Here is a 26591-nt window from a genome sequence, read left to right as displayed (position 1 = left end):
GAAAGTTCGCCCTTTTTTAGTCAAATAACGTACTTACAGATGCATGTTCATGAACGCGGATAATGGCTTCTCCCATAAGCGCGGCTACTGAAAGTTCTGTTACTTTTTCGCTTTTCTTTTCGTCATCTAACACAATAGAGTTTGTTACAACAAGTTCTTTTATTTTTGAATTGTTGATGCGCTCCATAGCTGGACCCGATAATACAGGATGCGTACAACATGCATATACTTCTTTTGCTCCATGTTCAACGAGTGCATTAGCTGCTAACGTAATAGTGCCAGCTGTATCGATGATATCGTCAATGATGATCGCTGTTTTGCCTTCAATGTTACCAACGATGTTCATCACTTCAGAAACGTTAGGCTTAGGTCGGCGCTTATCAATGATAGCAATAGGAGCTTTTAGGCGATCAGCCATTTTACGTGCACGTACCACTCCACCATGGTCAGGAGATACGATGACAATATCGTCTAATTCCTTTTGAGAGAAATATTCAGCTAGAATCGGCACACCCATTAATTGATCGACTGGAATATCAAAGAACCCTTGAATTTGTGTTGCATGTAGATCAAGAGTAAGTACTCTAGTTGCACCGGCTGTTGTGATTAGGTTTGCAACTAGCTTAGCCGTAATAGGCTCACGGGCACGCGCTTTACGATCTTGACGTGCATAGCCGTAGTATGGCATAACTACGTTAATCGTTCTAGCAGATGCACGTTTTAGGGCATCAATCATAATTAATAGCTCCATGATGTGCTCATTTGCAGGAGCAGATGTTGATTGAATTAAATAAACATCACAACCACGAATACTTTCTTCAATATTAATTTGAACCTCCCCATCACTAAAACGAGTAACAGAGCTTCTTCCCAGTGTAACTCCAATATGATCTGAAATTTCCTGTGCTAGCCCTTTATTTGAATTCAATGTAAAAACTTTTAAACTTGGATCGCCGTATTTAGCCACTTTTTTTCCCTCCGCTATTCTAATTAGCTCTACTTCTTCTTTAAATAATCCGCTTTATTCGTTTGCCTTGCACGTGCAATCGAAAGTGATTCGCCGGGTACATCATCTGTAATCGTTGAACCAGCTGCTACCAGTGCATTCTTACCGATTGTTACAGGAGCAATTAAATTAGCATTGCAGCCAATGAAAGCCCCATCCTCAATCGTCGTCTTAAACTTATTTTTCCCGTCATAGTTTACCGTTACTGCACCACAACTGAAGTTTACATTTTCACCAATTTCAGCATCGCCAATATAGCTTAAGTGAGACGCTTTACTACCTTTGCCTAAAGTTGCTTTCTTCGTTTCAACGAAATTACCAATTCTCACATCATCTGCTATCATTGAATCTGGTCGAATGTGAGCAAAAGGTCCAATAGTAACATTGTTTCCAACTTCACTATTATACACTACTGATTGCTTAATTACCGTAGCATCACCAATTGTACTGTCTTTGATCTCCGTATGAGGACCGACCAAACATTCTGCACCAATCTTTACAGTTCCTACGATCATCGTTCCAGGCATGATAACCGTATCCTGACCAATTTCAGCTTCTGTTGAAATATAAGTATTAACTGGATCGATAATGGTGACACCTTGCTTCATCCAATTCTCGTTAATACGACGCTTCATAATCGTTTCTGCTTCCGCTAATGCTACGCGATCGTTCACACCAATGGTTTCATCAAATGATGGTGTTTGGTAAGCTGAGATCGTTTCGCCGTTATTCTTTAAAATTTCAATTACATCTGGGAGGTAATATTCACCTTGAGCATTGTCATTTCCAACTTTTTGCAAAGCAGCAAACAAAGAAGCATTATCAAAGCAGTACGTTCCTGTATTGATTTCTTGAACGCTTCGCTCTTTTTCTGTTGCGTCTTTATGTTCAACAATTCGTGCAACAAGTCCATCGTCATTTCGGATAATTCTTCCGTATCCTGTTGGATCTTCCGCTACAGCCGTTAAAATCGTTGCCTTTGCGTTTTCATTGGCATGGCAAGTTAGTAAACGGTCAATCGTTTCAGCTGTCAAAAGTGGAGTATCTCCACAAAGAACCACTGTAGTACCGTTTTTATTTTGTAGTATGTCTGCAGCTTGCATCACTGCATGGCCCGTACCCAATTGTTCTTTCTGTACAACATAAGAAACTTGATCCCCTAATTGTTCTTGAACAATTTCGGCCCCGTAGCCTACAACTGCTACCTTTTCCTCAAAGCCTAAACTTGAAACTTGATCCACGACATGTTGAACCATTGGTTTTCCACATACTGGGTGCAACACTTTATATAATTTGGATTTCATTCGTGTTCCTTGACCTGCTGCTAGTATGATCGCATAACGATTGCTCATATTTCCCCTCCAGGTGTTCCGTTTTCCCTTACGAATATATCTTAAAACCGAGGGTATTTCAAGGAAATATCGCTTTCTCTTACATTGACAACTTTTTGACACATTTTTTTATTGAATAATAACCCAATCCCCAAAAAAGAAGATGCTTCAAAAGGTCAAAAGGTCACCTTTAGAAACATCTTCTTTCCTGTTTAAGAAGCTCCAGCTTCTTCAAATTCAACTTCTTCAAATTCTCCTGCTTTCTCATATTCCGATAACACTGCATTTTGGATCTTCTCTCTAGTTGTAGAAGAAATTGGGTGCGCAATGTCTCTAAATTCACCGTCTGGAGTTCTTTTACTTGGCATTGCGACAAATAATCCATTATTACCGTCGATTACGCGAATATCATGAACCACAAATTCATGATCAATCGTAATTGAAGCAATCGCTCTCATTCTACCTTCAGTATTAACTCGACGTAATCTCACATCTGTTACCTGCATGCTGGCCACCACCTATATTTGTGTTTGTCATACATTATCAATTCTCTAAATATTTAATAATTCCTTCTTTAGTCAAAACTTTTTTCAACTTTTTCTTTCTTTTTTGACAAATTAAATAAAGAGCATGACTAAAGACCAGTTTTTAGCGAATTGGTTCGGTATTTTTTTACTAAAAAACATAATCCTTCGCATGTATCCGTTCACAAATATTGGCGGATATTTACTATTAATAAAAGAACACTAAAAAAAACCTTTAACCTAATCCTTACGAGGCTAAAGGTCTTTTTAACTATTTCACTAAAGCAATTACTTCGATCTCTACTTGAACATCCTTAGGTAAGCGTGCTACCTCTACACATGAACGTGCTGGCTTATGTTCACTAAAATATTGACCATACACTTCATTAATTCGAGGAAAATCGTCCATATTTTTTATAAAAACGGTCGCTTTCACAACAGTTTCAAATGAAGCGCCTGCTTCTGTTAACACGGCTTGTAGATTCTTAAAAACTTGATGTGTTTGTTCTTCAACAGTTCCTTGTACTAAATCGCCGTCTGCTGTTAAAGGAATTTGACCTGAGCTGTAAAAAAGATTATTCACAATAATCCCTTGAGAATAAGGTCCAATCGCATCAGGTGCTAATTTCGTGTAAACAGTTTTCATTTCTCATCCCTCAATTCCATTGATTTTAATAACTCAAGAACATTACCTTGTTCTACTTTAATCGTTTTATTTCTTACATCAACTTCAGAAAGCCTTGTAATAGACATATACTCGTCAACTAACCGCTCTTCAACCCCGATTGTTTCGACAAGTACACCAATTCCTACTAATTCAGCTTGGAACTCTTCAAGCAAGTCCATCATTCCTCTAATGGTACCGCCAGCTTTCATGAAATCATCAATAATAAAAACGCGTGAACCCGGAGCTAAACTTCTTCTTGCGAGCGTCATGGTTTGAATTCGTTTCGAAGACCCAGATACATAATTAATACTAACCATTGAGCCTTCCGTAACTAAATGGTCTCTTCTGACAATACTAACAGGAACATTTAAATATTGGCCGACAGCATACGCTAGCGGAATCCCCTTAGTTGCAACCGTCAAGACTGCATCTATTTTCTGGTTGGCTAATACGGATGCAAACACTTGACCTAGTTTTTGAATAAATTTCGGATTTCCTAATAAATCCATCATATATAAGTATCCACCAGGAAGGATCCGCTCAGGTACAGCTAGTTGTTCAATCACTTCATTTACAAAATCCTCAACTTGCTCTTCATGAATTCGAGGGATAAATTTAACCCCACCGCTTGCCCCAGAAATCGTTAAAAGGGAACCATATCCCTCATCTTCAAAAATTTCTTTAACAATTACGAGATCCTCACTGATGGAGGATTTTGCAGATTGATAACGTTCCGAAAAATGAGTAAGCGAAATCACTTCATGAGGATGCTGGAGTAAAAAATGGGTCATATCAACAAGACGACCACTACGCTTTAGCTTTTTCATGCTACCTCCAAAAAACCGAATATTTTCATTTAATATAACACGTTTGTTCGGTTTTTATCAAGAGTCTGTTGAACGTATAAGCCGAACGGCAAAGACATCCTGACAAAATCCTCTTAAACCATTGTATACACGGTGTAAGCGGGATTCATGTTCAACGAGTCCAAAAACCGTAGGTCCACTTCCACTCATTAGTACACCATCAGCCCCAAAGCGAATCATTTGTTCTTTAATATTTTTTACTTCTGGATACAAATCCAACGTAACCGTTTCAAGAACATTATGTAAATTATTACAAATACCAGAAAAACTCTGTTCTTCAATCGCCTTAATCATAGCTGACGTGTTCGCATGTTCAACCTCATTTACTTTTAAACGTTTGTATACTTCTGCTGTTGACACACCAATAGGTGGTTTAGCTAAAATTACCCAACACGGTGGCGGAGAAGAAATGGCTTTTATAATCTCCCCTCTACCTGTTGCTAGAGCTGTTCCTCCGTACACACAGAATGAAACATCGGATCCGATCTCAGCTCCCATTTCAGCAAGCTCGTCCAAGCTTAACCCTAAATCCCACAACTGGTTTAATCCTTTCAACGTGGCAGCAGCATCACTACTCCCCCCTGCCAAACCAGCAGCAACGGGTATTCGTTTTGTAATATAAATCGATACTCCCCTTTTCACATTACAACGCTCTTTCAACAAAGATGCTGCCTGATAAGCTAAATTCCGATGATCGTTTGGAACAAACCCTTCAGATACATCAACTGTTATCCTACCATCATCGGTATCAGTTAAATCAATTCGGTCAGCAAGATCAACCATTGTCATTATCATTTCAACTTCATGAAACCCATCATCACGTTTTTTTATCGCATCAAGCGATAAGTTAATTTTCGCCGGTGCTTTCACAGAACATTTCACACTAGTCACCTTCTATATCCATTTGCTTACGTTATTTTATCATTTGTCCACCTAACATACCACAATCTGAAAATTTTTCTATCATGTCCGTAACAAAGTGAAACATTTTTTATATAATTGGATTTTATTAGTTTCGCCTAGTATGGAATACATAAACATTAAATTGATTGTGGAATTTTCAAGTGAAAGTTATCACACAAAACATTTGATTTCGAGGAAGTGGCCATGGCTCCGTACTTTGCTTTAAGGTCACTAAAAAAACCGGGCTTTCGCACCGGTTATCAATTTATGATCTTTTCTGGCTCTTTTCATGAGCTAACTGCTGTTCAGCTATCTCAACGGCTCTTTTAACCATATTCCCAGCATCCCTTGAGCGAATGCCTCCCCATCCTTCTTTTTGAACGGTGTCGTAAAAGCCAAGCTCTTTCGCTAGTTCTTCTTTGAACCTGTCAGACATGATCCCTCTTCTTCTACTCATGTCACAACAACCCCTTTATAAGCTAGTCAGAAAAGCAAGTCTTCGGCACGTTAATCGTACCGAAGACAGTAATAGTATTGGTCACTACACAAATATAACCCACTGAAGAATTTACCTTCAGAGGGTTATGTTTGTGTGTATATCTAGTCCGTACATTATGCTTTTAAAACGGTTGAATCGACGCCTTCTTCACAAAGCATTAATTCTACAGTTTCGGTTAAGATATCCGCATAACTGTAAGAAACTCGTTCGAACGCATTTTGTTGTTCATCTAGTTTTACGATGAACACAGAAGGGTAAGTTTCTTCAAGGAGACCAGAACGTTCTGACGTTTTCCGACGACCACCATTTGCCTTAATCGTGATTCTCTTACCAACATTAGCATCTAATGCGCGCTTAATGTCTATTAACGTTTTTGCCATTACTACACCCCACCTCACTGTATATGTAGCATACCACAATCTACATTTTTCGTCAAATAAATTTAAAATTATATCAAGTGAACAAGATTTTTGTCAATGATTTTGACGAGAAAAAATAAAAAGTACTATTACTAACTCGACTTTAGTATGGCAGAAAGGGAAATTTTTTATGTAGAGAAAAAATAGTGAAAATTTCAAGGGCGTTTCTATTTATGCCAACAACTGTTTATAAAAAAGAGAAAAAGATGACTCGAGATCTTTATTACAGTTTGTATCCAATCCGCATATAAAGACCTTAAGTCACCTTCATTTAATCATATTTAATTGGCATCCCGCGTCTCATAACTCCCTTTGTTTCAATCCCACCAAGACCTTGCTCACCACTTATCGTGTTACGTAAAACATCCGATAAACTGATTCCGTCCATAAAGGATGTGAGGCTAACTCTAGCTGCAATATAAACTGGATCTAAGGCATGAATATTGATCCGTTCCGGTGAACTAGCAAAGTTAGCTCCTGCTTTAATCAATGTTTCGAAATGAGATTGGCACGCCCCGGCGAAGATCACCAGCTCATCTCGGTGCCAAGCATATTTTCTAGCAATTCTCACACACTCAGCGAAATACTTCGTATGACGGTAGGACCTTGAATCCTCTTCAGAGCCTTTTCCTTTTAAATAAGCATCGTGTCCTGTGACAACTACGATATCAGGTTGGACCATTTCGAGCAAAGACCCTATTTGTTCAGGCATTTCCTTTTCGTGGAGATGGACACCGTAAACAGGTACACCTAATCTATTATATAGCTCTGTACATTTGCGTAAATACAAAGGGTCGCCATCAATATGCAGGACACGTCCTCGCAATTCAAAATGATTCGGCTCTCTCTTATAACCAGATGTTATTTCGTACTCTCCTCGCTGCTTCATGAGCTTTGCATCTTGTCTAAAAAGAAGATAAGAATGTTCTTCTATTTCTTTAGACTTTTTCTCATGTTCAGACCGATCTTTTTCAGAAACGATTACGATATCATCTAGTGGAGCATCTGCAATTAGGCGCATGTCCTCACCAGCTAGTTCCACATAGTCTGGATATATTTCGACTACCCTAAATAACAGATCGCACTTATACGAAGGGCGAGCGACGATATCTCCTTTATTCACCTTCATTGTCACGCCTCCTCTCCAACTAAAATATGTGGAAAGGCAGGCTAATGTGCTTATATTCTATAATCTTTTTAAAAGAGCATCACTTAATTTGCCGAACTCATCTAAGGAAAGTGTTTCACCTCGTCGTTTCGGATCAATGTTAGCTTCTTGTAACGCAGCTTCTATTTCTACCTTCTTCTCTTTTGGACCTAGGTTATGAACTAAATTATTTAAGATTGTTTTTCGTCTATTAGCAAAGCAAGCATGGAATACTTTGAAAAAATACGCCTCATCTTGCACCGCTACAGCGGGTTCTTCTCTTATCGTTAAACGTAATACAGCAGAATCAACTCGTGGCTGAGGCATAAATACAGTGCCTGGCACTGTCATGACTTTTTCAGCGGTTGCATAATACTGTGCAGCTATCGACAACGCTCCATATTCCTTTGTTCCCGGCTTAGCCGCTATACGGTCAGCGACTTCCGCCTGAATCATGACAACAATGCCCCGGACCGGCAAATGCTCTTCAAGCAACTTCATCAAAATAGGTGTTGTTACGTAATAAGGTAAATTTGCTACAACCATTAAATCTTCTACACCTTCGAACTGTTGATCAATCGTTCCTTGTATATCTGCTTTTAACACATCTGAATGGATAATTTCAACATTCTCATACGGTTGCAACGTATCATCAAGTACCGGTAACAATCTTTGATCAATTTCAAAGGAAACAACCTTTTTAGCCCTTTTAGCTAGCTGTTCTGTTAAAGCACCAATACCAGGACCTACTTCAATAACACCCGTTTCGTCGGTGATGTCGGCCGCAGCCACGATATTTCGTAATACATTTGTATCAATTAAAAAGTTTTGACCTAAACTTTTCTTAAAATTAAATCCATACTTATTTAAGATCTCTTTCGTTCTCTGTGGTGTAGCAATGTCTTTCATCATGACTTTTTCTCCTCCTCAAACACACGCTCCATGGCTTCTGCAAACTCAGTAGCTGTAATCCTAAACTTTTGCAAGCGTTTATGTAGTTGTTTTCCATTGGCGTAACCGATTCGTAGCAAGTCTCCCACCCGTTCCCTTCTTTTCCTAGAGGTAGGTCCAGCAATCAAACCAGCATCATGGAGGTCTTGCCAGGTGACAACCTCAAGAAAATGTTCATTTTCTTCTTTCGCATGCAATAATGCCTCACGAATGGCCTCAACCGAAGCATTTTCTACACCTAGATCATCCAGGTTTTTAGAAATGGCTTCTTTTTTCGGCAAAAACGCATGTTTACAAGCTGGAATACGCTTACTAATAATATGTCTTATCCGCTCTCCTGGATAATCTGGATCTGTGAAAATGATAACCCCTCGGCGTTCTTGCGCTAGTTCAATTTGAGCGAGTGTACTTTCACTAACAGCCGAACCATTTGTTTCAATCGTATCGGCTTCTACCGCCCTTTTTACAGCAACCGTATCATCTTTACCTTCGACAACAATTACTTCTTTAATTTTCATCTTTATACCCCTAACCAAATGAAGCCACTAAAAATGAAAATATTTTTTCAGTTTCCTCGAAAAAATAGGTTTCATCCTTAGTTTAGCCTTTACCACGTGTTTACATAAATATAAGTGAATTTCATTGAAACAACAAGAAAAGCACAGGGTGGTTAGCCACTCTGTGCCGAAAAGACGTTAATTTAAAATGGTAACCTTCACTGTCCGCTTTCCCCAGCGATAGGCTTCTGACTTCGTTGGAACATGAACGTCAATCTTGTTGCCTCGAATGGCGCCACCCGTATCCCCTGCAATGGCCTCGCCATATCCTTCTACATGTACACGAGTACCTAAAGGGATCACACTTGGATCCACGGCAATGACTTTCATATTACGGTTATTATTTAAATTAATGCCCGTTGCTGTAATTCCACTGCACCCACTACAACCAGCCGTGTAAGCTGTTGCTGTTACTGAAAATGTTCGACCATTGCTCGCTGTTGTATTACTTGAACTAGAGCTTGGAGTCGAACCACGTGATACAGTCGGTGTCGGTGCTGGTTGTGTACCAATCGCTACAATACGATCCTTGCTTTCCTTTACTGTATCTGTTTTTACAAGCTCTCTTGAAATTTCTTCTCCGTCTTCAAGAATCACTTCATAGTGCTTCTCTACTTTTCCGTTTTCTCCTGACTGAACGACTTCTTCTTTCCCACTACGCAAATTATTATCTTTGCGTGTAACCGTTCCAAAAGCAACGGACTCTTCCACCACATCGGTGACTTTTTCTACCCGTATTACTTTAATCTCTGATTCTCGGTCAAGCCTTTCTTCTAAATTGGGCTCAACACGATCAAGCTCACCTAATGTAACACTTTCTCTCTAAAAAGTCAGCGACAGTCGTCGAAGTTGTCCATAATTCCTGTTGTTCACCGTCACTAGTAAGCTCAACTTGAAAGGCAGATTCATAGATTAGATTCATTCTATCAGTTATTTCTTCACTCAATGCTGGTGCAATAAAATCATGTTCTTTTACTTCAATATCTAATTCTTGTATAAACTCTTCAACATTATCTGCGGTTGTCCATACTTGTTCTTCATGGTTATGAATCGTGACAAATACTTCCTTCGCTTGATCCCAAGTAACATTCATATTACCTGAAATCTCCGTATCTAACCCGGGCTCTACATGGTCATATTCTTGGACGTTCCATTCTTGCTCCTTCATCAACTCAGCAACTGTCGATGCATGTGTTTGCACCTCAAGATCTTCTCCATCGATAGAGATTGTTACAGTTGCCTTTGTCGCCTCGTATACAGCGTAAGTAATCACGCCTCCGAAGAGAATGAGACTGACAACGGAGATTACCAACTTCTTTCCAAAACTCATTGCGGAAAGGAACTGGCTCCTGTTTGTTTCCATCTCAAAGCATTCCTCCTTCTCAACGTCAAAAATTATAAACACTGTACCCCCTTTTGTCAACGCTCTAATTTTTGTAAAATCCGCATTGTCCCCATTATCTATGAAAACAAACGCGTTGAAAACAAAAACTTATCGACACGTCCACTCTATGCTGATGAGGAGCTTTGTAGAACTAGTTCGAATCAGACGAAACTTAGACAAGCCTCGTCAAAAGTCCCCAAAGTTCGCTATCAAGATATGCCAAAAAGTTTTTTTGCGTTGATTGTTGTTTGCTCTGCAATTTGCTCATATTCCATCTCTCTCAGTTCTGCAATTTGCTCTGCCACAAGCTTTACTAACGCAGGTTCATTTCGTTTTCCACGATAAGGATGGGGGGCTAAATATGGACAATCGGTTTCGATGAGCAATCGGTCAAGCGGAATTTCCTTGGCCACTTGTTTTGGACGTTTTGCATTTTTAAATGTAACCGGGCCTCCCAGAGATATATGAAAATTCATTCGCAAACATTCCTGCGCAATTTCAACACTGCCACCAAAACAGTGCATAATTCCACCGACTTCATGTGCCTCTTCTTCTTTCAAGATATCTACAATATCCTGATCTGCATCGCGATTATGAATCACAATAGGTAATTTCACTTTCTTAGCTAATTGAATCTGTTTACGAAACACTTCTTTTTGGACGTCTTTTGGTGACTTATCCCAATGATAATCAAGGCCCATTTCCCCTAAAGCAACCACTTTCGGGTGTGCACTTAATTCCTCTAACCAGACTAGATGCTTCTCTTCCATATCGACTGCATCGACCGGGTGCCAACCTACTGCTGCATACAAAAAGTCATACGTTTCAATCAAGGATAAAGCACGATTAATCGTTTTCTCATCAAAACCGACGACGACCATCGTTTCGACTCCTGCTTCTTTGGCACGAGTAATCACTTCTTCTAGATCTTCATCAAATTGATCTGCGTTTAAGTGTACATGTGTATCAAATAACATGACTACTAACCCCTTTTTGTTTTACTAATATAATAAAGGAGAGAATCGAACACTCTCTCCTTCCTTTTTCTTTATTTTACTTTTGCTCCATTTGGCAAACTGCCGTCAATCGTTGCTAGCTGTAATTTCTTGCCTTTTGATCCTGCTAAAATCATTCCTTGAGAAAGTTCTCCACGAAGCTTCACAGGCTTTAAGTTTGTCACACAGATGACTTTTTTTCCAACAAGATCCTCTGGAGAATAGTATTTCGCTATACCAGAAACAACTTGACGTTGCTCAAATCCAAGATCTAATTGTATTTTTAACAAACGATCTGCGCCTGATACAGGTTCTGCTTTTAATACTTCAGCTACATGAAGTTCGACTTTCGTAAAATCATCAATCGTTATTTCATTTTCATTCCCTTCAGGTACTTCTTCTTCAGCAGATGCTTCTGTTTTTGTACCACCCATTAAACCAACAATATGAGCCACTTCCTCTTCCATCTCAAGACGTGGGAAGATAGGTTCCCCTTTTTCAACCTTTGTACCAGTTGGGATTTGAGCGAATGTTGTGAGCGTCGACCAAGCCGTGACCTCTTCTTTAAGACCTAATTGTGCCCAAATACGCTTTGGTGTTGCCGTCATAAATGGTTGCACCATAATCGAAACTTGACGCAATGATTCAGCTAGATGGTACATGACAGATCCAAGTTCTACCTTTTTTGCCTCATCCTTAGCTAAAATCCATGGTTGTGTTTCATCAATGTATTTATTTGTACGGCTAATAAGTTGCCAAATCGCTGTCAAAGCAACTGAGAACTCCATCTCTTCCATAGCTTCTTCTACTTTGGCAACCGTTGACTGAACCAAATCAACTAGGCTCGCATCAAAAGGTGTTGCATCCTTCACGTACTCTGGAATCTCACCACCAAAATACTTATTAATCATCGCTACTGTGCGATTTAATAAATTCCCTAAATCGTTAGCTAGGTCGTAATTGACACGTTCAACAAAGCCTTCTGGTGTAAATACGCCATCAGACCCAAAAGGAACTTCACGAAGGAGGTAATAACGTAACGCATCTAAACCATAACGGTCAATAAGTGGTACCGGATCAACAACATTGCCCTTAGACTTAGACATTTTTCCATCCTTCATAAGCAACCAGCCATGTCCAAATACTTTCTTCGGTAATGGCAAGTCAAGCGCCATGAGCATTATTGGCCAATAAATTGTATGGAAACGAACAATTTCTTTCCCTACTAAGTGAACATCCGCCGGCCAATATTTATGATAAAGCTCTTCATTCTCACTGCCATATCCAAGCGCTGTAATATAATTGGATAACGCATCAATCCAAACGTAGACCACATGCTTAGGATTGCTTGGAACTTGAACACCCCATTTAAAAGATGTTCTTGATACAGCTAAATCCTCTAGTCCTGGTTTAATAAAGTTATTAATCATTTCATTTTTCCGCGACTCTGGCTGAATGAATGTTGGATTGTCCTCATAAAATTTCAGCAGGCGATCCGCATAATGGCTCATTTTAAAGAAATAAGATTGTTCACGTACTTTTTCAACTGAGTGGCCACTATCTGGGCTTTTTCCGCCAATCACTTCACCTGCTTCATTCTTGATCGGGTCAACTAGTTGACGTTCTGTGTAAAACGTCTCGTCTGGGATGGAGTACCAACCTTCATACTCATCTAAATAAATATCGCCCTTTTCAAGCAGACGCTCAAAAATTTGTTCGACGACTTTTTTATGACGATCTTCTGTCGTACGAATAAAATCATCATACGAGACATCTAATTTCTTCCATAGCTCTTGAATCCCCGCAACAATTTGATCTGTAAACTCCTGAGGGGTTTGTCCTTTTTCTGCGGCTTTTGTTTCAATTTTTTGTCCATGCTCGTCCGTTCCTGTTAAGAAGCGAACATCATAGCCACGTAAACGTTTGTATCTAGCCATCGCATCCCCAGCTACGGTCGTATAAGCATGGCCGATATGAAGCTTATCACTCGGGTAATAAATCGGTGTTGTTAAATAAAATGTCTTTTTTTCTGTCACAATTCTTCCTCCTCATTTTTTGCATACAAAAAGCCCTCATCCTAGGGACGAGAGCATATCTCACGTGGTACCACCCAAATTCCCTTTCCGTTTCACAACAAAAAGGCTCACGAAGTCCAAGACTTCCACTGTTAACGCCAGCTACGTCACTCTCTTATGTCTAACACTCGAAAGCAAATTCCTCCCAGGACCATCTTCAAATCAACATCTATACCGGTTTTCAGCTCCCCCGGCTCTCTACATAGCAAGTGCTACCTATAGATCATTGATTTTACTTATCCCTTCATCGGATGTTCATTTATTCACCTATTAGACCGTGTTTAAAAAGATGGCAATGGCTCCACACGCAACACGTCTCTAAGAACCCCCCTAGAGGCTCAAAGTCTTGTAGCGGTTCCACTCATTGCTTCGAGTCTGTTCATACTGGGAAACATCACCTATTTGAATAGACTCTATAAACGATTCTACCCAAAATATACCTAATCCATGCATACTAGTCAAGGTCGTGTGTATAAAGTAGCAAATGGTGTTTTTTCTTTTTTTATCACGCCCTCGCTACTTAATCGTTCAAGCTCTTGTTTCCACGTTTGTACGTCCCAGTTTTTCTCCGCATCTTGATTCAAATTCGTCAAGTGATTCATGATACTCATTTCAGCCAAAGGTAAATAGGAATCGAGCGCTTTTAAAAGTTGCTCTGAATCTTGTTCTTTCATTTTTTTTAGTTCATCGAATGGATTTAATGTATGCGGACTTGCAGAATGTGCAAACCTGATTCGAACAGCCATTGTTCTCCCCATTATAGCCGAGGAAATAAAAACGTCGCCTGATCGTAAATAAGGGAGTCGCTTTCCTTCATCATGTGTTAAATCCGTTTCCTCTTTAATCGTTTGAATATCGGTTCCTCTTACGGTTCGAAATACAAACTTCGAGTTCAATTGCGCAGTAATTGTTTCATCTAGCAGAGTAGGTCGCTGCGTGGCGAAAATAAGAAAAACTCCATATTTTCTACCTTCTTGAGCAATTTCCTTTAATACTGATTTAGCTGGTGCATCATAGCCTTTTGGAGCAAAGTTATGAGCTTCGTCCGTTACAACAATAAAAGGCGGGAAAAACTCACCTTGCTTTTGTTGTAGTTTGGCATCGCGAAACGAGCGACGCTTTCCATATAACGCCCCAATGACGTAACTTGAAAAAACTTGAAGCAACCACACCGCTCCTTGAATGACTACCAGCTTCCCTGCGTGAATACCTTGCTCAATCACCCGAATATTTTGTTGGAATAATCCAGCTTGATAAAGCCGATTTACACGCCATTGTATCCCCTTAATGGACGCTAATGGTAAACTACCATATTGGTCTAACAATCTTTTAAACGTAGCAAACCGGTTGATCTCATCTCTTGTCATTCCCGCATCATGAAGCATTGCCTCGACTTTTTGCTTACCAAGCTCTAATGCCTCTGCTAAATTAGCCACTCGGTCACTAAAGGACTGATAGCTATCTTTGCGCTTATGTACGGTTTGAATAACATTTATCATCGATTCAGTGAGTGAACCAGCTGCAGACAACAAACGTTCTACATCTCTAGTAGAAAGCGCTGAAAAATCGACACCGACATCCTGACCTATCTGTACGACGATATAGCGATCCCTATAAGAAGGCGCATTAGCTACTTCTTTTGCCTGAGTAGCAAAATTCATTTCAAAGTGAGGGTCAAATACTAAAGATGGAATTTGCAATTTCATAATTTCTTCAAGCATGACTCGTAATCCAAATGACTTCCCTGATCCAGACCCACCAAAAACCCCAATATGAGGGTATTGCTGCATCGCCCTGATATCAAAGATAAAAGGGACACCATTTTGCTTACGCACTTGATCATGATCTTGAATATGTAACAAACCTTTTAAGTGATCAGGTAATGTTGATTCAATAAAGTCAGTTGATTTGACTTCTCCAAGCAAAAGTCCATCCTCAGGTGATGTTTTAACTAATAAAGAGGAGATTTCGCTGAACTCCGGGTGACGAACATTCGCCCCTGTTTGTATCGGTTGAACAGCTTCTTCAAACAACCGCACTTTAGCTAGGTTGATATCGTCTGCTCCAATATCATACCCAATATGCTCGAGTGTCTTTAAAACTTGATCATCAGCAATACCTTTATCAAACCCCATTGGGATATAACGGTTATAAGAGAAGGTTTCCACGACTTCACCCTTTGGAAAATAGAGTGCCTCATCTTCTATTACGAGCATTTCATTCATTCTAAATTTATGCGTCTTAGAAGCTACATACACTTCATGCTGCGTTGTTACCCCAACTATTTGCATTCTCTTTCCCCCTGTTTTAACAAGAATTTAAAGGTCATCACTAACTCTTACAAAAACCTTTCCTCACCATGGTCTTGCTCCTCGTTTCTTCTCAAAAAATCTCTTTTTCATTTCTGGGTCAATATACTGTTCGACTAATGCCTCGACTAACTTATCGGTTACTCGTACTTCAAGGTCTACATGATCAAGCCAAAGTGGGATTCCACGACCATCACGAGGAGTTAAGGTTAATAATAGACTAGCAATCTCCTCTTTCATTGAAGCTTGTTCCTCTAGTACATCAAATCCTGTGATTGCAGGATCTGAGCTTAACCTCATCCAAACGGATTGTAACCCCGCCTTACTCTGAATCGACTCAACAAAAAGCATTTCTTCTTTTTCTAACACACCAAACAGTAAATCACGGTCATAGGTATGCGGCTGCTTTCCATAGTCAGCAAATGAATCTAACTTCACTAAGTTTTCCGTCGTAATTTCCTCCGAGACTCCAACTAGGAGAACTTGCTGTTCAATCGCTTTTCTTTTTAGCTGTTCCCACTCATCTGGGGCATCAATTCGGTAGTGGTACAGAGCTCCATCCATTAGCAAAATCGTCAAGGGCATTTCTTCAATTAATTGAATAGCTACCTTTAACTCCAATTTCGCTAATAAATGAGAACGCCAATTCTTGTGATTGTCTTCTTCTATCGTTTCTTCTAATAAAGGAGAGTAAATATCTGCTGCCTGACATGCATGACCAGTTGTGGTCTTAGCTAGTGCTTGAAAAAAATAAAGAACATGCGGTGGATCACCCTTCGTTTGATTAACAGACCCATCAACAGCCGCTACATGTTTTCCCTTCAACCAATCATGAAGAGCTTCTGTCGAAAATCGTTGGATTTGTCGAATTTCAGCTTTGGATTGATGGAGTTTTTGTCGAATTATCGTTTTATCACTCCCTGAGTGTTGGTAAATATGTTGCAGACTATTATTTACTTTTTTTAATTTAATTACAATTTCAGGATAAATTTGTAACATGTAATAAAATCACCTCGCTCTGTAACTTGCATATTATCAGCATTTCTCAAAAAAAAGTAAAAATTTTCTTGCTCTAAAAGAATAAAAACTAATTGACTTGATTTGGAAACACTGGTACTCTAAATGCAGATAGAAAATTGTCGAATAATGACACCAAAATAAATTGTTTTAGTCTGAGAGGAGAAAGTAGAATGAAATCTACAGGTATCGTTCGTAAAGTTGATGAATTAGGACGTGTGGTTATTCCAATAGAGCTTCGCCGTACTTTAGATATTGCCGAGAAAGATGCGCTTGAAATCTATGTTGATAATGATCGTATCATTTTAAAGAAGTACAAGCCAAACATGACATGTCAAGTAACTGGAGAAGTTTCAGATGAGAATCTTTCTATTGCAAATGGAAAAATTATTCTTAGCCCACAAGGTGCTCAAGAAATCATCAAGGATCTTCAAGATTACCTTACACGCACAACTCAAGTTTAATCACCTTTTGATAAAAAGGGCACCTTAACAAGTTCTACATCGTTACTTTACGTATCGGGTATGTTCTTGTTGAGGTGCCTTTTTTATTTATTGATGTCCCTGTATCTAATTAACTCTCAGTCTTGATGATACTCCGCATAAACCAACCGCTTTTGAACATTTCGTTCCAGAGCAACCTGTTTAATCGCTTCTTTAGATGTCATACCAAGGCCTACATAGTGTTCAACATGTTGCTGCATGGATATTGGCTCCCACCATTCATCCTTGACTTCCTCTGTATGACATCCTTCGACAACGATACAGAATTCTCCTTTAATCGTTCCTGTTTCACACCACTGAATGGCTTCCTCTAATGTGCCACGTTGGTATTCTTCAAATTTTTTCGTAAGCTCACGACTGATGGAGAGGTGTCGGTTTCCAAGCACCTTATACATCGATGATAACGATTCTTTTAATCGATGTGGAGACTCATAAAAAATGAGCGTGGCTTTATCTCCTTTTATTTCTTCTAAGAAGCTTTGACGTTGTTTATTTTGCCTCGGAAGAAAACCAATAAATTCGAACCTCTCAGTCGATAAACCAGAAGCAACTAAACTCGTCAGTGCGGCATTGGCACCTGGTAATGCGATGACTTTAATTCCTTCTTTGATTGCTTCTTGAGCTATATCTTGTCCGGGGTCAGAGATCGCTGGCATACCCGCATCACTAACAAGTGCAATGGAATTTCCAGCTTTTATTTTCTCGATAAGTACTTCTCCTGCTTTTCTTTTGTTATGTTCATGATAGCTAATTAAGGCGGTGTCGATATCAAAATGTCGACATAGCTTCATCGTTTGTCTTGTATCTTCTGCCGCAATTAAATCAACTTCCTTTAAAATGCGAACAGCTCGAAACGTCATATCCTCGAGATTTCCGATTGGGGTTGGGACTAGATAGAGTAAGCCTACTGTACCATCATCTATAAAACTAGATTGTTGATTCATCATTAAATCCCTTTCTCTATAGCAAAATGATTATTTTCCTTCATATACATCGCTAAACGCCTTCGTGTATTCTCCCTGTTCATTGTACACGACTAATGGGGGAAGACAAACTACACCTGCTTTTCCATCCTTAATTCCTTCTACTAATACCATATTTGCTTCTTTTTGATCCTTTGGGTGAATAAACTGAATTCGTTTCGGTTCAATTCGGTAGTCACGCATGTAGGTCATAATATCGGTAAGTCTTTCCGGACGATGAACGATAGCCACTTTCCCCTTTTGCTTCACATATTGGCTACTTACACGAATAACATCATTTAATGAACAGTAAATCTCATGCCTTGCAATGGCCAAATGTTCATTTCGATTTCGTTCATGCTCGGTCACCGTTTCAAAATAAGGAGGGTTACATGTAACAACATCAAAAAATGATTTCTTTATATGCGGGGGCATCTCATTTAAATCTGCCTCTACCATTTGAATTTGAGTATGTACCTTATTTAAGGCAAGAGTTCGCCTTGCCATATCCGTTAATCTTGACTGAATTTCCACTCCAACTAAATTCGCCTTAGATCTCGTTGTCATAAGTAAAGGGATGACACCATTTCCTGAACAAAGATCAAGCATATTTCCTTTTTGGATTGGAACTTGAACAAATCGTCCAAGCAATATCGCGTCAATCGAAAATGAAAATACATCGGGACTTTGAATGACTTTTAATGGCGTCCCTGCAATATAGTCTACACGCTCACCTTCTAATAACTCCACGTTGTTGTCTCTCCTTCTTGTGTATCGATGCTTTTGCTGTTTATTTTCTACGATCTTTTTTTTAATATCCTAAGTTACGGCAATGGTTTACGGCTTTCGCCTTTTATGAGAGGTGCGCTTATAAAAGGATTAGAGTGTGGCAGCGGTTTCGCTCGTTGCTTACAGATTTTAAAGAAGGTTAAGTTCGACCTTTCTTTAAAATCTATAAAAAGATCTCTCGTATTAAACGAAAGATCTGTCTTTTCAAGCATTTATTTTTGATGTAAAAATGACAAACAAAATAAGCAGTCGTCTCCATCAGAACGGATACTCCCGTAATGAGTATTACACACATGAAAGCCTTCTTGGTATAGTCTTGCTAGATTATCGTAGCCTTCTCCGACAAATGACTTTTTATCGTTTGTATTCGTTTTTTTACCTTCTTGTTCGAGCTCCTCTTGAGCTTCTAATCTCTCACGGAGGTTTTCGTTTTCAATATGAAGGTAGTGATTTTCTTCAATTAAGTAAGCTAATTGTTCTTTTAGCCCTCTTAATTCATGATGCAATTCACCTAATCTTTCTTCTAGTTGGCTCACCTGTGTAAAAATCGCCTTTTTGTCCACGATGCTCCCACCTCTTTATTCTGTAGCCTTGGTCGACACAACTTCCTTATTCATTAGCTCGTCCATTGTGTACTCGACTACTCGATCCCCTTCAGATAATTCCACTTGTATCAATCGTTCTAAAAGATTTAGACCAACCACTTTTCCTTTTCCTTCTGGGGTTCTAACTCTTCTCCCAATATCCGGTAATTCTTGTTTAGCCGATTCATACATATCATTTTCATATTTCAAACAACACATTAATCGACCACATAAACCTGAGATCTTCGCTGGATTCAGTGATAGACTTTGATCTTTGGCCATTTTTATCGAAACAGGTTCAAAGTCACCTAGAAAGGAGGAACAGCATAATACTCGTCCACATGGGCCAATTCCTCCGAGCATTTTCGCCTCATCTCGAACTCCGATTTGGCGAAGTTCAATTCTTGTACGAAACACAGCCGCTAAATCCTTAACCAATTCTCTAAAATCAATCCGTCCATCTGCCGTAAAATAAAATAGAACTTTATTCCGATCAAATGTATATTCAACGTCGACAAGCTTCATATCAAGATTATGCTGAGTGATTTTCTCTGAACATACGTCAAAAGCCTTTTTCGCTGCTTCTACGTTCTCTTGCACAATCAACTTGTCCTTTTCTGTTGCTGTCCGTATGACTTGTTTTAGTGGAAGAACGACATCGTTCTCACCGACTGTTTTAGCGCCGATGACCACTCGTCCGAACTCAACGCCTCTTGACGTTTCGACAATCACGGTTTCTCCCTTCTCTAATTGAAAAGTACCGGGGGAGAAATAATAGATTTTACCAGCTTTTTTAAAGCGCACACCGACAACTTGATGCAATCTTCTATCCCTCCTGTATATTAAGTAACAACTTCTCCATCAATAACTGAGGATTAACATTGGCTGATAGATGTCTTTTTGCTTGTAGAACAGCAGACATTTTTCGGCTTAATACATCCTGAGAACTACTCAGAGCTTGCTGTTCTAATTTATTTTGTTGATCAACGTAGGTAAGAGAATCAATCTTCCCAACCTTTGTATACATCAGATCTCGCAACCATAAGAGGATCATATCTAAGCCAATTTCTTGTTCAGTCTTATCTTTAAAAAGAGGCAACCATTTTTCCTGCAATGTAAACAAAACTTGGCTCGGTCTTGTATAAACCTCTTCCATCAATTGTATCACTACGCTTCGTGCTTGTGCAATCCAATCTCCTTCTAACATTTGCTTGGCGCCTTCATAACTTGTTGTTAAACTAGCCAATAAACTGGAAATTGTACTAGAATTACCATCTTCTATTAATTTTTTTATAAATGTATCCCTTAATAGTGGAGCAAATGTTAAGTTTTGGCTCCTAGAATGAATAGTTGGTAATACTTTACTTCCTTGCTCTGTTAGCAAGATTGCTAGCGTTTGGGATGCTGGTTCCTCCAAAAATTTCAATATGCTGTTAGCCGCTCCGACCGTCATTAGGTCAGCGTGGTTGACAATATAAACTTTTTTAGCAGATTCTACACCACGATATGAAAATTCTTTCTGTAAATGTTCAACTTGATGCTTTTTAATCGATTGTCCATCTGGTTCAATCAAATGGACGTCTGGATGATTTCCGTGTTCAATCCGTTTGCAATCTGGACACTCCAAACACGGGTCTGTTCCCTTTTTCTGTCCGCAAAAGAAGCTCTTCGCGAGGTGAAGAGCCACTTTTTTCTTCCCTGTTCCACGAGTCCCCTCAAATAAATACGCATGAGCGAGACGGCCTTTTTCAATCGTGCGAACAAGTAGGTTGATAATTCTTGGTTGTATTTCTCTTAACTCAGTCCATGTTTCCATTGCTTTCAACACCTTTAAAATTGCTCAAACTGCTCAACTGGTAATACAAATACAGTGGCTCCTCCAACCTGAACTTCGACCGGATATGGGACATAAGAGTCCGCATTTCCTCCCATTGGTGAAATTGGAGCAACCAGTTGTTCACGACTTTGGCAATTGTCTTTAATAATTGTCATCACATTATCAACATTTTCATCCTCTGTCCCAATTAGAAAGGTCGTATTACCAGCCTTTAAAAAGCCACCTGTACTTGCTAGCTTTGTAGCACGATAGTCCGCTTTAACTAAAGCATCCGAAAGTCTATTACTATCCTTATCTTGAATGACAGCCATTATTAATTTCATCTTTAACAGCTCCTTTTTTAGTTAAGTCTGCTACCTACAAAGTGATTAATTTCTTTCATCGCTTCTACAAACACTTCATTAATTGCTTGGTTTGCATTTATTCTTTTGATTCGCTCCGGATACACATCCATCACTTTGCTATACCCTTTTCGAACGCGTTCATGAAAGTTCATTTTCTCTTGATCAAGCCTGTTAATTTCACGATCTTGATCTTGATGAATTCGTTGAATCCCTACCTCAGGGTCAACGTCAAAGAATAGGGTTAGATCTGGCAAATACCCTTCTATCGCAAATTCATTTATGGTTCTTACTTCATCAAAGCCAATCCCTCTTGCATATCCTTGGTAAGCAAGACTACTATCAATAAAACGATCGCAAAGAACCATTTTCCCTTGCTCTAATGCTGGAATCACTTTTTCGACGAGATGTTGCCTTCTAGCAGCGGCGTAAAGCAATGCTTCTGTACGGCTGTCCATTTCTGTATGTGTTACATCTAAAATAACGGTTCTAATTTGTTCTGCTATACGAATGCCACCGGGTTCCCGTGTCCGTATGGTATCATACCCATCTTGCTTTAATTGTGCTTCAATTTGATCAAGAACAGTGGTTTTTCCTGCTCCCTCTCCACCTTCTACGGTGATAAAAAAACCTTTATTCATGTCCATCCTCCGAATCAACGATCCATACACTTTTTAGTTCTTGTTCAGACTGAAATCTTGCGCCAGCCTGCTTTAATGTTTCGATTTCATTTATTAGTTGTCTATCTACCTTTTCACCTGGTAGAACAATTGGAATACCTGGTGGATAAGGAATAATAGCTTCTGCTGCAATCATTCCAACGGCATCTTGTAAATTTATTTTCTTTTTAGGTAAAGAACGTAATTGTTTGGCCGATCGTTCTAGTTTCTTGATTCGATTACAACCGACATCAACCGTTTTGGCAATCGTTTTAGTCCTTACTTCAAACGGACTCAGTGTGCTTGCTAACTCGTTCCATACGTTTTCTGGAAATGTTTGTTCACCTAAACCGAATACAAGTAAAACATGGTTTTCATCAGCTAGTTCTGTATAAAGATGATGTTGATAAAAAATAGATTGTAACTCAAATCCAGTTAGCTTTGTTGTTGTCCTTATTGTAACTTTTAATGGGTCCAAAAGATAGCTATCTGACCAATTGACCACTTGGATTTGTTTAATCTTAGCTAATTCTTTTTTTACTTGCTCAACTCCTGCAAGAATCCTCTTTATTTTTATTTCTTCTAACGATTCGACATATGCTCGTGCAGCATCTAAAGAGGCCATCAGTAGATAGGAGGGACTGCTCGACTGAAACATGGCCAGTGCCTCTTTTATACTATGTCGCATAGGGTGATTTAGTTTATCACTCATATGTAAAAAAGAGCTCATCGTTAATGCAGGTAGCATTTTATGGGCAGATTGAACAGCAACGTCAGCTCCTAGTTCAAGTGTCGATGGTGGAAAAGGGGATCCTAGACAATAATGAGCAGCATGTGCTTCATCTACTAATACAAGTAACTTATTCTGCTTTGCATACTCTATAATAGGTTGTAAAGGTAAACTCACCCCATAATAATTAGGGTACGTAAGCACTAATCCCTTTGCTTCTGGGTATTGTCTCATCGCTTCTTCAAGCGTTTCTTTTTTCAAACCAACTGCCATTCCTGTTTCAGAATCAAATTCAGGAGATAAGAGAACCGGGGTCACACCTGCAATTTGAGCCGCATGAAAAATTGATTTATGACTGTTGCGTTGGATAAACACCACATCTCCCTGTTCAAATAGCCCATACATCATAGCCAGATTGCCAACGGTTGTCCCACCAACAAGAAATAAGGTTTCTGCCGTCTGGTATAACCTCGCAGCTGCTTGCTGGGCCTCAAGAATGATGCCTGTTGGTGCATGCAAATCATCTAAACCATCTAACTCTGTCACATCATAAGGCAATACAGGACTAAAATCAGAAAGGGCCGGATGAAAAACTTGGCCATTCTTATGTCCTGGTACATGTAATGAAGTCGGATTGTTTTTTTGGTGTTTTTGTAAAGCCTTAATTAAAGGGATGTCCAATTATTTGTTCCTCCTAAGGATTGTTTGTACATACTATCATACTTGATTGTCATACCTGATGAAAATTGAAAGAAAGCGGTGCTTTTCATTTTTTATAAGAAAAGATATGGAGGGAAGTAAATGAAGCGGGAGATCGTATTAATCACGGGTACGAGTACTGGGTTTGGGCTTTTAGCATCTTTAGAGCTCGCCCAAAATGGCTATTTTGTCATTGCCACTATGAGAGATTTAAGGAAAGCAGATCTGCTAAAAGAAGAAGCAGCAAAAATGAACCTATTAGAAAAGATAGAATTAGTTGAAATGGATGTAATAAATCAGGCTCAAATTGAAGAAGTAAGAAGAGACATTCAAACCCGTTATGGAAAGCTAGACATTTTAATAAACAATGCCGGTTACAGCTTAGGCGGTTTAACCGAATACCTAGAGACAGAGGACTGGAAAGCACAACTAGAGACTAACCTCTTTGGTGTCATCTCTGTCACAAAAGCTTTTCTTCCATTAATGAGACATCACCGTGGTGGAAAAATTATTAACCTCGGTAGCATTAGTGGACGCTTAGGATTCCCTGGCCTCGGTCCCTATGTGACCTCTAAATTTGCGCTCAGCGGATTTAGTGAATCGCTACGCCTTGAACTACTACCTTTTAATCTTCATGTAAGTTTAATTGAAGCCGGCTCCTTCAAAACGGAAATTTGGGAAAAGGGGTTATCGAACGTAGCAGTGATTGAAGATGAGGATTATACATATATAAAGAATATTCATCAAGCAGCAACAAAAACAGCTGAAAATGCATCTAATCCCAAAGAAGTTATACGGACGATTTTACATATCTGCCGAGCTAAAAAGCCAAGGTTTCGATATCAGGTAGGCAAAGGTGTTAAAAAAATAATTTTCCTTAAGAGTGTCCTTCCCTGGTCGGTGATTGAATGGGCGATTAAAAGAAAGCTATTGAACCGTTAAGCTCTTTTAATCGTAAAAGACCCAAACGTGTTTATTAGAACATAAACGTTTGGGTCTTTCTATTTTTTATTGGTTCTCTCCATTCGTACCCTTACACATATTGCGAAGAAAATGTTCTCATCTGTTTGACATACTCATTATACAGTTGATCCTGTTCATCTAAATGAACCATCTCATGTTCACACGTGTTACAAATAAATGATTTAGCAATAAGAATCCCTTCTTCTTTCCTCTTCTCACAAATTACACATTGTTTCCCAAGCCGCATCTTCATGATTTTAGTCTTCGGCATCTCCATCACCCCTGACTTCATTATCGGCCTTAATTTCAAAATTCATACATTCATATACTGTTAATCTATTCTTCTTTTCTAGTTATGTGCCTATCCTAGATCAAATTTTCTCATTTTTAAATTAAATGGATGACCATTCCGCAAAAAATCAGTGCCACAGCCGAACTGAGACACTGATTTTGGTAATTATTGAGCTGGGACAAATCTCAATCGTTGCTTGTAAACAGAACTTGTTAGATATGCTTGTTCTAACCCTTTTGTAACAATGTCTACTTTTGAAACTACTCTGTAGTCTAAATTCGCTTCAAACTCTTTTACAAATGGAAACCCAGTTACACTTATTGTTTCATCATCAACCCATGTGCTACAGAGAGAATGTTGGCCATCATTAAATAATTCACTTTTCCTAAATCCTTCTTTAAACCAAGGATGTTCATTTTCCTTACTCGTCCCAGGTTCATTGAAACAGACATACAATGATAAGTCATCACAAACTTGTAAAAGACGGAAGTGTTGGTTAAGCAACTTATAGTCTATCCCGTCTATCTTTTCTCTTAGTTGTTCTTGTCTCTTTTTTTCACTTCTTAGAAAAGCTTTACTTTTTTTGTCTTTGGCAGTCGAAAAAAAAGAACAGTAATGCATGCTACATAATAAAGCTGCATACTTACTTATATCTTGTACTTCTTCTAAACCTAATTTATAGTGGATTAACTTAGGAGTAAGCGGGTATTGTGCGAAGGAGAAAGGACCTTTCTCTTGCTCATTCCAGATAGGAGCTTGATCTAGCTTTATCCACCCACGATCATGCTCATAAACAGCGGTAATCGCATCTTTCATGAAATCGTCTGACTGAAAAAAATTCCCTTTGAATTGTCTCGCTATCTTCCCCGATAAATTTGCATGGTCATGCTGTGAAATGAAAACATACTCATGTTCTCTTTCTCGAATAATCATCCGATCAAACCCTCATTTCCTCTATATACATAAGTATTTATTTCTATAATAGTATGTTTTTTTCAACAGAGTTAGTAAAAGAAGTGGTTTTTAGTATAATAAAAGAAAACCAATAGCTATTAGGAGGGCACTATACATGGGAAAGGCAATGGATCGAATCAAATCACAACTTGCACAATTAGATAAAGAGAACAAATGGGATGATCTTGAAAGAGATGATGTGATTGACTTATTAATTTATGAAGAAATAAAAGCAGCCTCATATGAGTTAGATTATGATGGAGTTGGAAGAATGGTATCTTTCTTAATTAAAGAAGGAGAAAAATTAAAGTGAATCTTTTTAAGAGCTGTTTGACAGCTCTTTTGTATTTTTAAAAACCTTACGCGGTGTCTATCGCTGGATATGATTTAAAAGAACATTAAAGGGCTGACCTTCAACAAATTATTTGGTTTCTTTACATTCTTATTAAAGTGACGTATATTCGTATGCTAGTTACGATGTAGTAGCGAAACTAGCGAATAAAAATCAAAACTCGCTAATATCGGTGCAATTACTTTGTAATATCTGATTCAGCTGAGGTAAAAGAGGTCCTTTTAAAAGGAACCCTGTTGTAAATAAGCTATATTTAATGGTTTATTTAGAAATAAA

General features: G+C 38.9%; 30 protein-coding genes. 3 read left to right on the top strand and 27 right to left on the bottom strand.

All coding sequences use genetic code 11. From position 1 onward, the window contains the following. Positions 1–16: 16 nt before the first annotated feature. From PQ474_RS19045 to PQ474_RS18970, 17 genes are all read right to left on the bottom strand, one after another. Positions 17–967, bottom strand: a complete 951-nt coding sequence (locus tag PQ474_RS19045) for a ribose-phosphate diphosphokinase (RefSeq protein ID WP_273846748.1) — start codon at positions 965–967, stop codon at positions 17–19. A 29-nt stretch (positions 968–996) separates the two neighbouring features. Further along, positions 997–2358 (bottom strand): bifunctional UDP-N-acetylglucosamine diphosphorylase/glucosamine-1-phosphate N-acetyltransferase GlmU, encoded by a 1362-nt coding sequence (glmU, locus tag PQ474_RS19040; protein ID WP_273846746.1) that lies wholly within the window; start codon positions 2356–2358, stop codon positions 997–999. A gap of 191 nt (positions 2359–2549) precedes the next feature. After that, on the bottom strand, positions 2550–2843 hold the full coding sequence (gene spoVG / locus PQ474_RS19035; RefSeq protein ID WP_273846745.1) for a septation regulator SpoVG: 294 nt from the start codon (positions 2841–2843) through the stop codon (positions 2550–2552). Between the two features lie 289 nt (positions 2844–3132). Continuing rightward, a complete protein-coding gene (locus PQ474_RS19030; RefSeq protein ID WP_273846742.1) occupies positions 3133–3507 on the bottom strand; it encodes a RidA family protein in 375 nt (124 codons plus the stop codon). Then, positions 3504–4355, bottom strand: coding sequence for a pur operon repressor (gene purR / locus PQ474_RS19025; protein WP_273846739.1), 852 nt, complete (start codon positions 4353–4355; stop codon positions 3504–3506). The genes PQ474_RS19030 and purR overlap by 4 nt, the downstream gene beginning before the upstream one ends. A 57-nt stretch (positions 4356–4412) precedes the next feature. Next, positions 4413–5276 carry a 4-(cytidine 5'-diphospho)-2-C-methyl-D-erythritol kinase gene (gene ispE, locus PQ474_RS19020; RefSeq protein ID WP_273846737.1) on the bottom strand — a complete coding sequence of 288 codons (864 nt, stop codon included), beginning with the start codon at positions 5274–5276 and terminating at the stop codon, positions 4413–4415. A 286-nt stretch (positions 5277–5562) separates the two neighbouring features. Then, complete coding sequence (locus PQ474_RS19015) at positions 5563–5754, bottom strand: small, acid-soluble spore protein, alpha/beta type (RefSeq protein ID WP_273846735.1); 192 nt, start codon at positions 5752–5754, stop codon at positions 5563–5565. A gap of 155 nt (positions 5755–5909) precedes the next feature. Further along, positions 5910–6176: a biofilm formation stimulator Veg gene (gene veg, locus PQ474_RS19010; protein ID WP_273846731.1), complete on the bottom strand. Its 267-nt coding sequence runs from the start codon at positions 6174–6176 to the stop codon at positions 5910–5912. 310 nt (positions 6177–6486) lie between these two features. Further along, the gene (gene yabG, locus PQ474_RS19005; RefSeq protein WP_273846728.1) at positions 6487–7344 is read right to left on the bottom strand and encodes a sporulation peptidase YabG; all 858 of its coding nucleotides are present in this window, start codon (positions 7342–7344) and stop codon (positions 6487–6489) included. A 57-nt stretch (positions 7345–7401) separates the two neighbouring features. Then, positions 7402–8274 carry a 16S rRNA (adenine(1518)-N(6)/adenine(1519)-N(6))-dimethyltransferase RsmA gene (rsmA, locus tag PQ474_RS19000; protein WP_273846726.1) on the bottom strand — a complete coding sequence of 291 codons (873 nt, stop codon included), beginning with the start codon at positions 8272–8274 and terminating at the stop codon, positions 7402–7404. Next, positions 8271–8831 (bottom strand): ribonuclease M5, encoded by a 561-nt coding sequence (gene rnmV, locus PQ474_RS18995; RefSeq protein ID WP_273846724.1) that lies wholly within the window; start codon positions 8829–8831, stop codon positions 8271–8273. The genes rsmA and rnmV overlap by 4 nt, the downstream gene beginning before the upstream one ends. A gap of 177 nt (positions 8832–9008) precedes the next feature. Next, positions 9009–9584: a G5 and 3D domain-containing protein gene (locus PQ474_RS26420; RefSeq protein WP_337956379.1), complete on the bottom strand. Its 576-nt coding sequence runs from the start codon at positions 9582–9584 to the stop codon at positions 9009–9011. An 85-nt stretch (positions 9585–9669) separates the two neighbouring features. Then, positions 9670–10233: a ubiquitin-like domain-containing protein gene (locus tag PQ474_RS26415; protein WP_337956378.1), complete on the bottom strand. Its 564-nt coding sequence runs from the start codon at positions 10231–10233 to the stop codon at positions 9670–9672. A 230-nt stretch (positions 10234–10463) separates the two neighbouring features. Continuing rightward, positions 10464–11231 (bottom strand): TatD family hydrolase, encoded by a 768-nt coding sequence (locus tag PQ474_RS18985; protein ID WP_273846722.1) that lies wholly within the window; start codon positions 11229–11231, stop codon positions 10464–10466. Positions 11232–11302: 71 nt separating this feature from the next. Continuing rightward, positions 11303–13288, bottom strand: coding sequence for a methionine--tRNA ligase (gene metG, locus PQ474_RS18980; protein ID WP_273846813.1), 1986 nt, complete (start codon positions 13286–13288; stop codon positions 11303–11305). Between the two features lie 494 nt (positions 13289–13782). Further along, positions 13783–15615, bottom strand: a complete 1833-nt coding sequence (locus tag PQ474_RS18975; RefSeq protein ID WP_273846720.1) for an ATP-binding protein — start codon at positions 15613–15615, stop codon at positions 13783–13785. Between the two features lie 63 nt (positions 15616–15678). Next, a complete protein-coding gene (locus PQ474_RS18970) occupies positions 15679–16632 on the bottom strand; it encodes a DNA double-strand break repair nuclease NurA (RefSeq protein WP_273846718.1) in 954 nt (317 codons plus the stop codon). Between the two features lie 191 nt (positions 16633–16823). On the opposite strand from PQ474_RS18970, the gene PQ474_RS18965 reads away from it, so the two are divergent. After that, positions 16824–17114 (top strand): AbrB/MazE/SpoVT family DNA-binding domain-containing protein, encoded by a 291-nt coding sequence (locus PQ474_RS18965; protein ID WP_273846716.1) that lies wholly within the window; start codon positions 16824–16826, stop codon positions 17112–17114. A 116-nt stretch (positions 17115–17230) separates the two neighbouring features. Here PQ474_RS18965 and rsmI read toward each other — a convergent pair whose 3' ends face one another. The 8 genes from rsmI to PQ474_RS18925 all read right to left on the bottom strand — a co-directional run bounded on the left by rsmI (position 17231) and on the right by PQ474_RS18925 (position 23736). Continuing rightward, positions 17231–18097, bottom strand: coding sequence for a 16S rRNA (cytidine(1402)-2'-O)-methyltransferase (rsmI, locus tag PQ474_RS18960; protein ID WP_273846714.1), 867 nt, complete (start codon positions 18095–18097; stop codon positions 17231–17233). A 30-nt stretch (positions 18098–18127) separates the two neighbouring features. Next, positions 18128–18865: a tRNA1(Val) (adenine(37)-N6)-methyltransferase gene (locus PQ474_RS18955; RefSeq protein ID WP_273846712.1), complete on the bottom strand. Its 738-nt coding sequence runs from the start codon at positions 18863–18865 to the stop codon at positions 18128–18130. Positions 18866–19116: 251 nt separating this feature from the next. After that, complete coding sequence (gene yabA / locus PQ474_RS18950) at positions 19117–19467, bottom strand: DNA replication initiation control protein YabA (RefSeq protein WP_273846710.1); 351 nt, start codon at positions 19465–19467, stop codon at positions 19117–19119. Positions 19468–19482: 15 nt separating this feature from the next. Further along, positions 19483–20310, bottom strand: a complete 828-nt coding sequence (locus PQ474_RS18945) for a PSP1 domain-containing protein (protein ID WP_273846706.1) — start codon at positions 20308–20310, stop codon at positions 19483–19485. A 4-nt stretch (positions 20311–20314) separates the two neighbouring features. Next, positions 20315–21304, bottom strand: coding sequence for a DNA polymerase III subunit delta' (gene holB / locus PQ474_RS18940; protein ID WP_273846705.1), 990 nt, complete (start codon positions 21302–21304; stop codon positions 20315–20317). Between the two features lie 14 nt (positions 21305–21318). Beyond that, a complete protein-coding gene (locus PQ474_RS18935; RefSeq protein WP_273846702.1) occupies positions 21319–21648 on the bottom strand; it encodes a cyclic-di-AMP receptor in 330 nt (109 codons plus the stop codon). Between the two features lie 17 nt (positions 21649–21665). Beyond that, positions 21666–22307 carry a dTMP kinase gene (tmk, locus tag PQ474_RS18930; protein ID WP_273846700.1) on the bottom strand — a complete coding sequence of 214 codons (642 nt, stop codon included), beginning with the start codon at positions 22305–22307 and terminating at the stop codon, positions 21666–21668. Next, a complete protein-coding gene (locus PQ474_RS18925; protein ID WP_273846698.1) occupies positions 22300–23736 on the bottom strand; it encodes an aminotransferase class I/II-fold pyridoxal phosphate-dependent enzyme in 1437 nt (478 codons plus the stop codon). Before PQ474_RS18925 ends, tmk begins: the two co-directional genes overlap by 8 nt. Before the next feature lie 120 nt (positions 23737–23856). Between PQ474_RS18925 and PQ474_RS18920 the strand changes: the two genes are divergently transcribed. Next, entirely contained in the window at positions 23857–24696 is an 840-nt protein-coding gene (locus PQ474_RS18920) for an SDR family oxidoreductase (RefSeq protein WP_273846696.1), read from the top strand. A 91-nt stretch (positions 24697–24787) separates the two neighbouring features. On the opposite strand, the gene PQ474_RS18915 is transcribed toward PQ474_RS18920, so the two are convergent. Together PQ474_RS18915 and PQ474_RS18910 are read right to left on the bottom strand one after the other, a co-directional pair. Next, complete coding sequence (locus tag PQ474_RS18915) at positions 24788–24988, bottom strand: sigma factor G inhibitor Gin (protein WP_273846694.1); 201 nt, start codon at positions 24986–24988, stop codon at positions 24788–24790. Positions 24989–25174: 186 nt separating this feature from the next. Further along, entirely contained in the window at positions 25175–25942 is a 768-nt protein-coding gene (locus tag PQ474_RS18910; protein ID WP_273846692.1) for a DUF3891 family protein, read from the bottom strand. A 136-nt stretch (positions 25943–26078) separates the two neighbouring features. On the opposite strand from PQ474_RS18910, the gene PQ474_RS18905 reads away from it, so the two are divergent. Next, on the top strand, positions 26079–26276 hold the full coding sequence (locus tag PQ474_RS18905) for a hypothetical protein (RefSeq protein ID WP_273846689.1): 198 nt from the start codon (positions 26079–26081) through the stop codon (positions 26274–26276). Positions 26277–26591: the final 315 nt, after the last annotated feature.

It is taken from the genome of Halalkalibacter alkalisediminis (genome assembly GCF_028610705.1).
Taxonomy (GTDB): Bacteria; Bacillota; Bacilli; order Bacillales; family Bacillaceae_D; genus Halalkalibacter; species Halalkalibacter alkalisediminis.
Note: the sequence above shows the minus strand (reverse complement) of the source record. Positions and strands in the feature narration are given on the sequence as shown.